11 protein-coding genes and 1 pseudogene are annotated in these 13,092 nt (G+C 43.3%); 6 read left to right on the plus strand and 6 right to left on the minus strand.

All coding sequences use genetic code 11. The features are described 5' to 3' along the window. Positions 1–46: 46 nt before the first annotated feature. From tnpC to ACUJFK_RS07130, 3 genes are read right to left on the minus strand one after another with little or no spacing between them, the layout of a single operon-like run. Entirely contained in the window at positions 47–1,576 is a 1,530-nt protein-coding gene (gene tnpC / locus ACUJFK_RS07120) for an IS66 family transposase (RefSeq protein WP_445426470.1), read from the minus strand. A gap of 49 nt (positions 1,577–1,625) precedes the next feature. Then, entirely contained in the window at positions 1,626–1,973 is a 348-nt protein-coding gene (gene tnpB / locus ACUJFK_RS07125) for an IS66 family insertion sequence element accessory protein TnpB (protein WP_445426471.1), read from the minus strand. After that, the gene (locus tag ACUJFK_RS07130) at positions 1,970–2,344 is read right to left on the minus strand and encodes a transposase (RefSeq protein ID WP_445426472.1); all 375 of its coding nucleotides are present in this window, start codon (positions 2,342–2,344) and stop codon (positions 1,970–1,972) included. The genes tnpB and ACUJFK_RS07130 overlap by 4 nt, the downstream gene beginning before the upstream one ends. Positions 2,345–2,377: 33 nt before the next feature. Between ACUJFK_RS07130 and ACUJFK_RS07135 the strand changes: the two genes are divergently transcribed. Then, positions 2,378–3,769 carry a methyl-accepting chemotaxis protein gene (locus ACUJFK_RS07135; RefSeq protein WP_445426473.1) on the plus strand — a complete coding sequence of 464 codons (1,392 nt, stop codon included), beginning with the start codon at positions 2,378–2,380 and terminating at the stop codon, positions 3,767–3,769. 12 nt (positions 3,770–3,781) lie between these two features. On the opposite strand, the gene ACUJFK_RS07140 is transcribed toward ACUJFK_RS07135, so the two are convergent. Further along, positions 3,782–4,906 (minus strand): ISAs1 family transposase, encoded by a 1,125-nt coding sequence (locus ACUJFK_RS07140; protein WP_420934092.1) that lies wholly within the window; start codon positions 4,904–4,906, stop codon positions 3,782–3,784. Between the two features lie 60 nt (positions 4,907–4,966). On the opposite strand from ACUJFK_RS07140, the gene ACUJFK_RS07145 reads away from it, so the two are divergent. Further along, positions 4,967–5,233 (plus strand): hypothetical protein, encoded by a 267-nt coding sequence (locus ACUJFK_RS07145; RefSeq protein WP_445426474.1) that lies wholly within the window; start codon positions 4,967–4,969, stop codon positions 5,231–5,233. 344 nt (positions 5,234–5,577) lie between these two features. Here the strand turns inward: ACUJFK_RS07145 and ACUJFK_RS07150 are convergent. Beyond that, positions 5,578–5,762: pseudogene (locus ACUJFK_RS07150) on the minus strand (hypothetical protein); the annotation flags it as partial. A 360-nt stretch (positions 5,763–6,122) separates the two neighbouring features. Between ACUJFK_RS07150 and ACUJFK_RS07155 the strand changes: the two are divergent. From ACUJFK_RS07155 to ACUJFK_RS07170, 4 genes are all read left to right on the plus strand, one after another. After that, positions 6,123–6,875, plus strand: a complete 753-nt coding sequence (locus ACUJFK_RS07155; protein WP_445426475.1) for a glycosyltransferase family 2 protein — start codon at positions 6,123–6,125, stop codon at positions 6,873–6,875. 124 nt (positions 6,876–6,999) lie between these two features. Next, a complete protein-coding gene (locus tag ACUJFK_RS07160) occupies positions 7,000–7,638 on the plus strand; it encodes a TVP38/TMEM64 family protein (protein ID WP_445426476.1) in 639 nt (212 codons plus the stop codon). After that, on the plus strand, positions 7,635–9,371 hold the full coding sequence (locus tag ACUJFK_RS07165) for an ArnT family glycosyltransferase (RefSeq protein ID WP_445426477.1): 1,737 nt from the start codon (positions 7,635–7,637) through the stop codon (positions 9,369–9,371). The genes ACUJFK_RS07160 and ACUJFK_RS07165 overlap by 4 nt, the downstream gene beginning before the upstream one ends. Before the next feature lie 551 nt (positions 9,372–9,922). After that, positions 9,923–10,867, plus strand: a complete 945-nt coding sequence (locus tag ACUJFK_RS07170; protein ID WP_445426478.1) for an ATP-grasp domain-containing protein — start codon at positions 9,923–9,925, stop codon at positions 10,865–10,867. 270 nt (positions 10,868–11,137) lie between these two features. Here ACUJFK_RS07170 and ACUJFK_RS07175 read toward each other — a convergent pair whose 3' ends face one another. After that, positions 11,138–12,790: a diguanylate cyclase gene (locus ACUJFK_RS07175; RefSeq protein ID WP_445426479.1), complete on the minus strand. Its 1,653-nt coding sequence runs from the start codon at positions 12,788–12,790 to the stop codon at positions 11,138–11,140. Positions 12,791–13,092 lie beyond the last annotated feature (302 nt).

The following is a 13,092-nucleotide window of genomic DNA, read 5'->3' on the forward strand; positions in this document are numbered from 1 at the left end:
CGCTCTGATTTAAGTGTCCACTTAACTTTAGTGGACACTTAGTGTCTTAAATCGCGTCACCTGACTGTTTGGATAGATCGATATTCCAAGGTAACAACTCATCGACACGGTTGATGGGGTGATTGCCGATACGTTTGAGTACCGCTGTGAGATAGTCATTTGGATTGATGCCATTGAGTTTAGCGGTGCCGAGTATTGAGTACAACACGGCAGCTCGCTCTCCTCCAGCAACTGAACCCGCAAACAGGTAATTTTTCCTACCCAAGGCAATCGGCCGCAATGAACGCTCTGCACTGTTGTTATCGATTTCAGCATAACCGTTATCCACATAGGCAACCAACGCCTCCCACTGTTTCAGAGCATAATGAATAGCCTTGGATAACGGCGAGCCTTTCGATAAGGTACGTAGGGTTGTTTGCAACCACGCATGGAAGCGCTCAAGGATTGGCTTGGCATGTGTGGCTCGGATGTGTTGTCGTTCATCCGGTGGTTTGCCGCGTACCTGCTTTTCAATCACATAGAGGGATTGGATAATGGCAATGGCTTCGTCGGCTAAAGGCGAAGGGCCGCTTTGAGTGATGTCATAGAACTTACGCCGCACGTGTGCCCAGCAACCATGTTGGGTGATTTGCCGTTGGTATAATTCGTTGTAACCGGCATAAGCATCGGCCTGCAGTGAGCCTTTGTAATCTTTTAAATGCGCCGCAGGATGAAGACTTCTTCGGTCTTCACTATATTGCAGCCATACCGCAGGCGGTGTGCTATCTCCCCAGGGGCGACCATCGCGGACATAGGTCCAGTAACGACCTGTTTGCGTGCGACCTTTACCCGGTGATAGCGTCGGTGCGGTGGTATCATCCGCATGTACGTGGTAACTGGCTTTAACATGGCGACCGATGGCATTAGCCAGTGGTGTGAGTAATGCACTCGTTTGTCCTACCCAGTCAGCCAAGGTAGAGCGCTCGATGTCGATGCCTTCACGTTCCATCCGCTCAGCTTGGCGGTACAGCGGTTGATGGTCGAGGTATTTATCAACCATCACCTGTGTGAGCAATGCAGCACTGGCCAGTCCTTTTTTAATCACACGCTCAGGCGCCTGAGCTTGTACCAGGGTGTCGCAGTGCTGGCAGCTGAACTTTGGCCGCACAATGCGGATAACTCGGTAAGATGCCGGAACCACATCCAGCATTTCAGAAACATCATCACCGATATGGGTTAATTCGCCCTGACATGCCGGGCACTGGCAGGCAGCTTCAACACGCAGCTCTTCTCGCGGCAATTGTGCAGGCAGAGAGACGCGCCGACGGGGCGTGGCTTTGTTCTCTTTTGCTGGTGCGGCTAGCTTTGGTAAGGCTGCAGTTTGCATCTCAAGCTCTTCAAGCTGTAATTCCAACTGATGAATTTGCTTATCGATATGCTCGGACGAACGTCCGAAGCGAGCACGTTTTAATACGGATAACTGGTGGCGTAACGAGGCAATAACGGTATCCTGCTGGGCAAGCGTTGACTGCAGTTGAAGGATAATTTCCTGCAACTGTTTTGGGTCATTGGGTAAGGAAAATGCCATCGTTTTCATGCGCCGCATAATAACACAAAATGCCAGCTAACTCATTGATTAAATGCATTTATGCAGCATTTTTTGGTGTGTTTTTTCTGGCAGGCGGGCGCCAGTCTAAGCCTTCCAGCAACAACGCCAATTCGGCCTGCGTTAAGTGCACTACACCGGTTTTTGCGGTGGGCCACACGAACCGCCCTTGCTCCAGGCGCTTGTAAAACAAACACAACCCCTGACCATCCCACCATAGCAGTTTAATCCGGTCCCCACGCCGCCCTCGAAACACAAACACATGCCCACTAAAAGGGTCTTTTTGAAGCACATGCTGCGCCATAGCCGCCAGACCATCGAAGCCCTTGCGCATATCGGTGTAACCGGCACACAGCCATACACGCAGTTCATGGGATAAGGTAATCATGACAACGCCGCCACCAATTGCTGCAACATACCCGGTGTTGCCTCGTGCAATACCAGTTGATGGCCACTGCGAAACGAAACCGTTATGGCAGGTTGATGTAGTGCCTGCTGTGTCTCAACCGCCCGGATACTAACAGGAAGGAATGGCGTGGGGGCAGCTGGCATATCCACTTCACCTTTAGCGCGCCTGACCCACAAAGCCTTACCGACGTTAACTTCTCGCACCCAGCGAAACACCTGGTTGGTATTTACATCGTATTTGCGCGCCAATTCAGATACCGACAACACACGTTCTTTGGATTCCTGAACGAGCTGCCATTTAAACTCGGGCGAAAAGGCCCTACGTACATCGGATTGTTTTAATACGGGCATTCATCACTCTCACGGTTGAAAACGGTGACAGATATGATGCGTGATCAGTCAGCAAATAAAAGATGTGATGGCCGGACGCTTACATTTCAAATGCCGGTCAACCGCATTAACAGTATCATGACCCACAATACAAATTGGCAAAATGTGGGTTTAGGTAAAACAGGACAAACCTTCTTACTGGCTTCTGATTTCACGATGCGAAGCAATACTCGTGAACTCATTGAGAACAAGGATGAATATCTTAAAACCCTAAAGAATGCTGGATTAAGTCAAGAAAGTATTGAACAAATTGCTCAAAAAGACTCAAGCATCGGGTTTGAGCGCGTTGACAATAACGCGACACGAGCGGCGATTAGTGGCGAAACGGGCTTTATGGTGTTAAATGATGCTAGTGAGCAAGCGGTGTTAACTGCCTATAAGCCATTAAATGTCATTAACTTGAACTGGGCGGTTATAAGTAAAATTAACCAAGAAGAAGCCTTTGCTGCCATTGCTCAGTTAAAGGCTAAAGTGCGCTCAAGCACTATTATTGCTTCAATAGTGGCTTTGCTTGTTGGCGGCCTTTTGGGCTGGATTCTTGCAGCCTTTCTAATCAGGCCTCTGAATACGATGATTAAAACCGTCTATGATATTGCAGAAGGCGAGAATGATTTAAGTTTACGCTTGGTTCCTAGCGGCCCAGAAGAGACAACAAAGCTAGCACAAGGGATCAATTTGTTTATAGAGCGAATAGATTCGACCTTTTCTGGGTTGTTAAAGTCTGTTGCTCGGCTTGTTCCAATGTCGCAAGAATTAAATACTGTTAATGTGAAACTGTCTGAAGCAACATTTGAACAAAAAGAGTTAGCTTCTACAATAAGTGATTGTTTAAACGAGACTAATAGTGCTGCTAAAGAAGTGGATAAAGAGGTAGAGCAGATAAATAGCGCAGCTAAGGAAGGGCAAATCAAGGTTTCTAGCACAATTCAATCTGTGAATAACGTGTCAAGCACGATGCGCGAGTTGTCGATAAATATTGAGCATGCAGTAACAGCATTAGACCAACTCAAAAAAGAGACAGATGATATCAATTTAATTATTGACGTTATTAATAGTATTGCAGAGCAGACAAATCTTCTGGCATTAAACGCCGCCATTGAAGCGGCAAGAGCCGGCGAGGCTGGAAGAGGGTTTGCGGTGGTTGCAGATGAAGTGAGGTCTTTAGCCTCAAAAACGCGTCAATCAACATTTCAGGTGAATACTATGATAACTGCAATCCAATCCGGGACGCAGAACATGGTTACCTTACTTCAGCTGGGTAAAAATAATACCGATATTTCTAATTCACAAGTGGAAGATGCCTCTCAGCAACTTGATGCTGTTTCTGTTGCCATGAACAATATTTCTAATCGTGTCGAATTCATCAGTGAGGCAATACCAGGGTGAGATTACGAGTGGTCATTTAATCACCACACTCATGCCAGCTTCCAACACCGCATCAAGATAAGCCTCATTCATCAATGCCTGACGCTGCTTTCTTCTGATACTCATTTTTCGCTTCTCAGCGCGTAACATATTCAAGCCGAAGTGTCGCATCGTGGCAAGATTGGCTGCTGCATTACCACGGTATATCTGGCACGCATCCTCACTTAAGCTCACATCCAGCACCCAGTGCAGCTGGTTTTCAATACACCAATGCTCGCGTACTGCCTGGGACAGCCTTTCTGCGGTAAGGTCGGCTGAGCTGATAAAATAACGTTGCTCTAACACCGCACGCTTGTGCTTTTCCACCCGGTAAGTCGTTGCCATGCCTAAGGTTGTCAGCGCTGGCCAGGCAGCTTTGAGTTTTTCCGGTAATTCGCTGGCCGGACAGACCTGGAATTCACGGTACTCTAGACGCCCACGGTTCTTTTCCAGTGACTGCGCTGCACTATCTTTATGCGCTTTACCCGCAAAGACTTGTTTTACTGCATCGTGCAGATGACCTTGGTTGCCTTTAACCGTCAACAGGTAATCAGCTTTTTTATCTACTATCTGCTGCGCTATCTCTTTCTGGCATCCCATTGCATCCAAACTGACCAGGCATCCTTTAAGCTCCAGCAAGTTAAGTAGCTGAGGTATCGCCGTAATTTCGTTGCTCTTCTCGTCCGTTTTAACCTGGCCCATTACCACACCATTGGCGCTGGCAAAGGCGCTAACCATATGAATAGAAGAGCAGCGGTCTTCCCGGTTGTAGGAGCCGCGAAGCGTTTTGCCGTCGATTGCGACCACCTGACCATCGGTAAGCTCTGTACAAGCCTGCATCCAACTGGCAAAGCAGCGCTGCAAGGCTTCGCTGTCCAGCAGTGACATCACCCGCGCGATGGTGTCGTGTACCGGCAAACCCAGTTTAAAAAAGCCATGTTCTTGCAGCCAGTCAAAGCGGTTTTCGCCGAAATCTTCAATATCTTCCCAGCCCTCACAGCCAGCAATGACTGCGCAAAGCGTTAAAAACACTACGTCAAACAAGGGGTAAACGACCTTAGCGGCTTGCCTTGGGTCTTCTAATTCTGAAAAGTGCTCTGCAAAAATATCGATGTTCATAAACTGGCTCCGCGTAAAAGCCAGTATCTGATCACAGCTGAAGATCGGGGTCAATCAGTTATGCTAAAGTGCGTACTAAATGTTCGTGATCTTGCCCTGGAGGCAATACAGCGTCAAAAACTAAGCATTGAACAAGTTACGCAGAATTATCAACAAATGAATATCAGTTTTGCTGATTCTTATTCAATAACTGAGGATTCTAATGCACTTGGTCACGATATGGTAAAACTTGGCGATAAGCTTTTAGGTAAAATAAAAACATATAAAGTCACAGATGCATCTTGGTCAACAAAAACACGTAGCGTTTTTCGTAAAAAAGAAGACTAAACAGCACTTTTTAAGGTTCTGCATGGCAAAGTCGTTAGCGGGGCATCTGACTGCGTAGGTGCTCCCGCCCATGTTTCGTGCAATTACCCATAGCAAGGAAGGTATTAATAGTGATATTAGTTGCTAAGGGTCGATGTTAAACGCCGATATTAATCTCATTTAAAAATGATGATTCATCACATTGTTGTTATCAGATTTTTTTGGGGCCCAGCTGCTAACAATGACCACTTTCAACTCTTACGAAAAATACATGGCACTAAAAGTACCCGTTCTTTAAGTGTTGCTAATTGCTAATTGCTAATTGCTAATTGCGATAAGCGGTCAGAGATGTTTGGTTTAACAGCTCACGTTTGTTCAACTGCTCGACTTTTAAAAGCTTGCCAAGAATCATTCGTTTCCAGCAAGAGTTCTATTCTGGAATATCACCACTCGGCATGGGCCGAGCAATGCCATAACCCTGCGCTAGCTCACAGCTTAGTTTCAGCAGTACTACTCCGTGTTCGATGCTTTTGACTGTTCCATTAATAACTTATTTCTTGGGAATATCAATGTTCCCAGTAAATAATTCGTTTTTTGTTAATCAAAAGCTCACTTTGCGCGGGCTCTTTTTTGAGTTTTTTTCGACCTGTTTTGAGGCTTAGTTTTAAAAGTGGAGATTCATATCATTAAGTGTGTTCACGCAACAGTCTGAGTAGCACAGTAGGCGAAACGTCATGAATCTTAAAAAAATCACCTAACATAATATTTTAACTGCATAATTTTAGAAGATACCTCAGATGTTCAGCTATTTAACTGTTTAAAAAAATTCTTAAGGAAAACTTAAGGTAAAGCTGTCTATAATTATTTATAGTTTCAAGATGAGCAGTTGGCCCTTTAAAGCGAGAAACGGATGCCTGAAACGATTTGTATTAGTGTTGTGATACCAGCCAAAAACGAAGCCGATAATATTTCGCCATTGGTGTTAGAAATTTTTGATTGTTTTTCCAATAGAAATGATTTTGAGATCATCTATATCGACGATGGTAGCACGGATGATACTTATACAAAAATTATGGCATTACATGATGCTTATCCCACAAAGGTACAACTGGTAAGACACCAAAAATCTGTTGGCCAAAGCACAGCCGTCTATTCAGGTATTCAATTTGCCCGTGGTGATTTAATTGTCACACTTGATGCTGATGGGCAAAATAACCCAGCCGATATCCCAACCTTATTACAACATGCTGAAAAAGTTAAACTCATTGAGCGAGACTTTTGTATTGCTGGCTACCGTAAAGCGCGAAAAGACACCTCTTGGAAACGTTTCCAGTCAAAAGTAGCTAATAGTGTTAGAGCCAAATTATTAAATGATGATACTCCTGATACCGGTTGTGGGTTGAAAGTTTTTCCAAAAGCAACCTTTAACAAGCTACCGTACTTTAATCACATGCACCGTTATTTACCGGCACTTATCAAGCGCTTAGGCGGTAGCATCGTTGTAGTAGAAGTGAGCCACCGAGATCGTCAACATGGCCAATCAAAATATGGTATGTGGGGGCGTTTGTTTGCAGGGTTAATCGATATGCTAGGTGTAATGTGGCTGCAAAAACGCAATAAAAGGGTACATGTTACTGAAACCACCTGTACAACTAAAAATTAACAGACTTAAACCAACATATTATTTACCACTATAAATGACTCAATCACACTCTGAACACGTTAACGTTAAATGGTATAAACAAAGCATTGCCACTTTTGTTTTGTGCTTAGTTATCGGTTGGATCTTGACTGATTTTGATTTTTTGTCGTCGTTTAATCAAGAATGGATTGATCGCGATATCAGAGAAAACGGCATTCAAGGGCTGATCTACTTTCTAGTCATTGGTGCAGTGCTAACGGCATGCGGCTTTCCAAGACAGCTAGTGGCTTTTCTTGGCGGATATGCATTTGGCTTTGTGTGGGGAACCTTAATTGCAACTTTGGCAGCTGTTCTCGGATGTTCGTTGGTGTTTTATATTTCTAAATATGCCATATCACCGTTAATTGTTAAGCGATTTGCCCGCCAAACAGCAGCAATTGCTGGTTTCTTAGCTGCACAACCTACGCGTAAAACGATCATTATAAGGTTATTACCCATTGGCAGTAATCTTATTACTAACTTGCTTGCGGGCGCCTCACGGATAAATGCACGCGCTTTTTTTATTGGGTCTGCGATAGGATATCTGCCGCAAATGATTGTTTTTGCTTTACTTGGTAAAGGGATATTAATCGGTTCTGATTGGAAAATTGCTGTCAGTATTGTGATGTTAGCAATTTCAAGTGTTCTCAGCATTCATCTTTATAAACGATACAAACGCAGCGCCGTTGAATTCAGCAGTAGCGATAATAACGCACTCAAGCCTAGTGCCAAGGAAGAGTTATGAATACCCTTAAACCAACTTATCTTCCAGCGTTTCTGCAACAAGCTGGTGCGACTAGCTGGCTATTATTTTTTGTGGCGGCAGTACTTATTTTTTCCGGTATGGGGCTGCGTGATCCCTGGCCTGCGGATGAACCTAGATTTGCTTTTATTGCAAAAGAGATGGTTGAAACGGGCCAATGGTTTTTTCCTGCCCGTGCCGAAGAACTTTATCCCGATAAACCCCCCATTTTTATGTGGACGATTGCCTTTTTTTATTGGCTAACGGGTTCAATGCGCTGGTCTTTTCTATTGCCTAGTGCCTTGGCGGGGATGTTAACGTTGGTATTAGTGTATGACATTACAAAACGGCTATGGGACAAAAAATCGGCTCTGGTAGCAGGCTGGCTATTGTTATTTAGTCTTCAGTTTTTGTTGCAAGCAAAAACCGCGCAGATTGACGCCATGGTTTGTGCTTGGATCACCCTAGGTTGCTATGGACTTTTAAGGTATTGCTTAGTCGATGGTCAATTTAAATGGTATGCGCTTGCGTGGTTTTTTATGGGTATTGGTGTTATCACCAAAGGTGTCGGGTTTTTACCCGTATTTATGCTGCTGCCATATATTTGGTATGCGCGAAACACAGAACGCTCGCAGCGAGTTGTGCAACACCCGCTCTGGACCTGGTTCACTGGGCCAGTTTTTATGTTAGCGGCGATTAGTTTATGGTTTATTCCGATGCTATTGTTGGTTGCACAAGCTGATAACAATGCTTATGAAATATACCGCGATAATATTTTATTAAAGCAAACGGTGACCCGTTATGCCGATGCTTGGCATCATGTAAAGCCTGCGTGGTATTTCATTACCTCAGTGATACCGGTATTTTGGTTACCTGCCATTCTCACCGTGCCTTGGTTAATTAAACCTTGGCTAGCCGCAGTAAAGCAATATGACGGCCGTATTCTTCTGCCTTTAGGGTATGTGTTATTAGTCATTGCGTTTTTCAGTGCCAGTTCTGGTAAGCGAGGTGTGTATATTTTGCCAGCATTGCCTATGCTCGTTATTGCTATTGCCCCTTATTACAAAGAGCTTTTATCGAAAAAATTACTTAAAAATAGCTTATTTGTTTTTACACTAGGTTTAAGTTTGCTTTTTACTTTGTTGGCGATTTTAGGCTTAGCCGATGTAAAGGCCGTAAGCAAATTAGCGCTGAAAATTGAGATAGAACCTTGGTATTTATTTTTGCTTATTGGTGTTATCGGTATAGTAACTTTACTGCTAAATAGAAGCTACAAATGGCTTGCTTGGCCGGTATTTTTTAGCGTGTTGTGGTTATCCTATAGTACCTATGGTTATCAACTCAGAAATAACGCCAGCACACCGATCTCAATTTATGATCAAGTACAGCTGCAATTTGCGGCACGACAAGAAACCCAGCCACAAATCGCTTTAGTTAATTTTTCAGAACAATTTTTCTTATTTTCACCTTATGCTATGTATCATTTTGGAGCGCATACGCCTAATGATCAGCAATTAATGGCCGCTTATCATTGGCAGCAAAATGAGCATCAGTATGTATTAATTGAAGAAAACTTGCTCGAAAATAGTTGCTTTGATGTTGCACAGGCGCTGGATGTCGGTTTCGCACATCGACGTCACTGGATGTTATTACCTATTAGTGCCAAGCATGCTGATTGTCAACAAGCGGAAGTTGAGCTGAAAACTTACTCATACAAAACATCAGCTTCAAAATAACAATTTTTATATGGCAAAACGTGATTTATTAAAATCCAAAGTTGGTAAGATTCATGTTTTAAGTGTTTGGCATGAAGCATATTAATTTATTAGCTTAAATGTTGTTGGGAGTTCTTCATGTTTGAAAATAGGCCATTGACGCCTGCTAGCTCAGAACTGACTTGTCAGTTATGTCGCAGTATTCCATGGTGCGACATGTTGTTAATGACTTATTTAAAAATAAAAGAAGTGTGAGTACATTCACCCCTTTGATGCCTAATAAAAAAGGTTTACTGACAACAATACAAAAAGGGTTATTTGTCTTTTTGTCGTTATCGGTAATAATGTGAGCCCTCGAATTTGAGGGCTTTTCTGTCACTGAAATTGGCTTTATTCTTGAGCAATGCAACGACATCGCTGATAAATCGCCTTTGGCGTAACAAGGTACCGATTCAAGCTGATTGGGCCATCTGTTATTTAGTGTTAAAGCATTACAGATCACTGAAGCGTTATCTTTCAGCTAAAGGCAACAAACCCAACAATCCTAAATGAGTCATCAAGGGCAACATAGCATGAGCAAGATTTACGTGTTACATGAAAACAATGATTGGACCGTGCATTTACAAAATCGACTCGATGAATTGCATTACCCTTATGAGCTATGGCATTTAGATGAGGGCATCATCGATTTAGCCAGTGAGCCACCCGAGGGTGTTTTTTATAATCGTATGAGTGCTTCTTCTCATACCCGTGATCACAGGTTTGCCCCAGAACTGGCTGGCGCAGTAATCGCTTGGCTGGAATTTCATGGCCGTAAAGTGATCAACGGCAGTAACGCATTGCGTTTAGAGATCAGTAAAGTACATCAATACTTGGCTTTAGAAAAAGCCGGTATCGCCACGCCAAAAACTATTGCTGCCGTAGGCAAAAAACACATCATCGCCGCTGCAAACTCGTTAGGCATGGGCTCATTTATCACCAAGCATAACCGTGCGGGCAAGGGGCAAGGTGTACAATTATTTCACTCGGTACAGGCACTGCAAGAGTATCTTGATGGTCCTTACTTTGATGCGCCGGTGGATGGCATTACCCTTATTCAGCAATATATTAAAGCAACCGAGCCCTTTATCATCCGACATGAGTTTATTGGTGGTAAGTTTTTGTATGCTGTGAAAGTGGATACCTCAGAAGGGTTCGAGCTTTGCCCAGCCGATGCCTGTTCAATAGGTGACATGTTCTGCCCAACAGATGAAAAACCGGCACAGCCCAAAGCGAAATTTGAAATACTACAAGATTATCGCCCCGCCTTTATTGAGCAGTATGAAGCTTTTTTAAAAGCGAATCGCATTGACGTTGCGGGTATCGAGGCCATTCAAGATGCGGATGGCAACAGCTATGCCTATGATGTGAATACTAACACCAATTATAATTCAGACGCTGAGGCCAAAGCGGGGCAATTTGGTATGCTTGAACTGGCACATTACTTAAAAGCCGAGTTAGATAAAGTATCTGCCTAAGTATTCGGATTTGCTGACGCAATCTTAGTTCTAAGGCACACTTTTTCTGCATCGAGCCATTACATAAACCGCTGCTACAAGGCCGCGGTTTATTTTTTTATGCTTAATAGGCCAGCTTTATGATTTAGAGAAACCTGTCTTTACTCGTGGTATTTTTAACTAACTCTTTTAACCATTTCGTAAATACTAATAGTTGTGTCATTAAGGGGCTTGATTTAACCCAGTTGAAGAGATGACCTTTACAGCATCATGATTTGATGCAAAGTGCGGCTAGTCGGCAACAGGCGTGTTGTAACTTGTTACAACCACGGTATTTCTGCCTTTCTCCTTGGCCGAATAGAGTGCCTTATCAGCCAAAATAATTAATTTATCCAGATCAATTTGATTTGGAGTGGCACTTACCACACCAATACTCATCGTCACATTGCCTATTTTATTTAGGTCAATTTTTTCAATTTGTGCTCGCAGAACTTTTGCGAGTTGTTGCGCCTGCTCACTGTTGGTATTGGGTAAAAATATTAAAAATTCTTCGCCTCCCCAGCGTAATGGAATATCAGATTCACGTAGACGACTTTTAATTTCTTTAGCTACCGCTTTTAGCACGCTGTCACCTGCGGTATGACCAAATTGGTCATTAATTCGTTTAAACCAATCTAAATCCATCAACATGATGGATATTGGAATATTGTGCCTTTTACCCAACTCCCAACTTGGGTAAACAAGCTTAGAAAATGCCCGGCGGTTATACAAGTTGGTGAGCGGATCATGCAGGGCATTGCTTTCTGCGATTATTCGAGCCTTTTGCGCTAACTTAAAATTAAACCCAAGAGATATAGACAACAGTGACATCTCTAATAGCATGCCTATTTCTATCCCTCGAAACGCCCATTGCGAATAAGGAATAATGCCCCAAGTGGCAAAACTAGAAATGGTTGCGCCGCCGGTTCCCATAATGATTGCGGGAATAAAAAACTTGGCTAGCGGATCGTTATTTTTGAAAGCCAGGCATCCAATCACGAGCATCCAAACCGATAGGATGGTTAGCATAATTAACTGGCTCATGATGATAAACGCGCGATCACCAGACAAAAATATCAGAGCCGCTATGGCTATTAAACTGGCATAGATGCGCTGCCTGTAGGTATACAAGGCGGGTAAACAAGTCCGTGTATTCAAAAAGCCAATAGTAAACATGACTGCTGAGATCAAATAGCAAAACATGAGGCTTGGCATTAACCACTGCTGCAGGCTGACCGATCCAGACCAAAGCAGCCAAAAACCATGTCCGGTATAAGTGAAATTAAATGCAGTAAAGGCAAACAGGTAGATGGGGTAAAGTAAGTACTTAATTTCTTTTAAGTAAAAGTACAACGCTAAGTTGTATATCAGCAATATCAGTAAGCCACCATACAGAACACCATAAACATAAGCATTTTTGGTTAAGGCCTTGGCCATTGCCATTTCGCTGCCCATGTAGATAGGAATGGTAAGAGGGTCTTCAGAGTTAATTCGAAAAAGCACATGAGACGTGCCCAGCGGAAATTTATGTGCAACCGACGGCATGCGATCTTGGCGTGAGCGATCATAGAAAGGCACGTTATCGCCTGTAGATACCTGGTAAGTTAATTGGTCGGCAGTAAAAAAATACAGATCAATATTATCTAACCAGGCATTATCAATCTTTATAACGCCGTGCAAAGGTGCATCTGTCACATTTTCAACAGGTAGTACCGCCCAAATTGTGCTTTGGGTAAAACCGAAACTCACTTTATTTTGAGTATTTTGAGTAAACTCATTGCGTTTGTATGCGGCAAAGGCTTGCTGCGGCGTTAAGCTGGACTTTGGGTCATCAAGTAAAAATAAACGCTCATTCACAAGTGCAATTTCAGTGTCAGTAAGTGCGGTATCTGCTGTTGCAAGCATTGAGCACAAACACAATACAAAGAATAAAGTTGCTCTTATGAGCATTTGGCAGCGGTTCATAGGTAATGACGGTGATCCATTTTTACTCAAGATTATTGGGTAGGGCTAGACAACCTTTCTAGCTAGATAGCCAATAAATGCCAACACTATTTAAGTAATAGCCTAATATATCTAAGCCAATAAAGTAAGTGTTGGTAAGATATTACGCAATAAACGAAACAAGCAAAAGCCTAATTCGCAGCCACAATAAGCAGGCTCTAGACAAGAGTTTAATGTGACGGTTCAGTTTAACCTAGGATCTT

This window comes from Alishewanella sp. HL-SH06 (genome assembly GCF_052656265.1).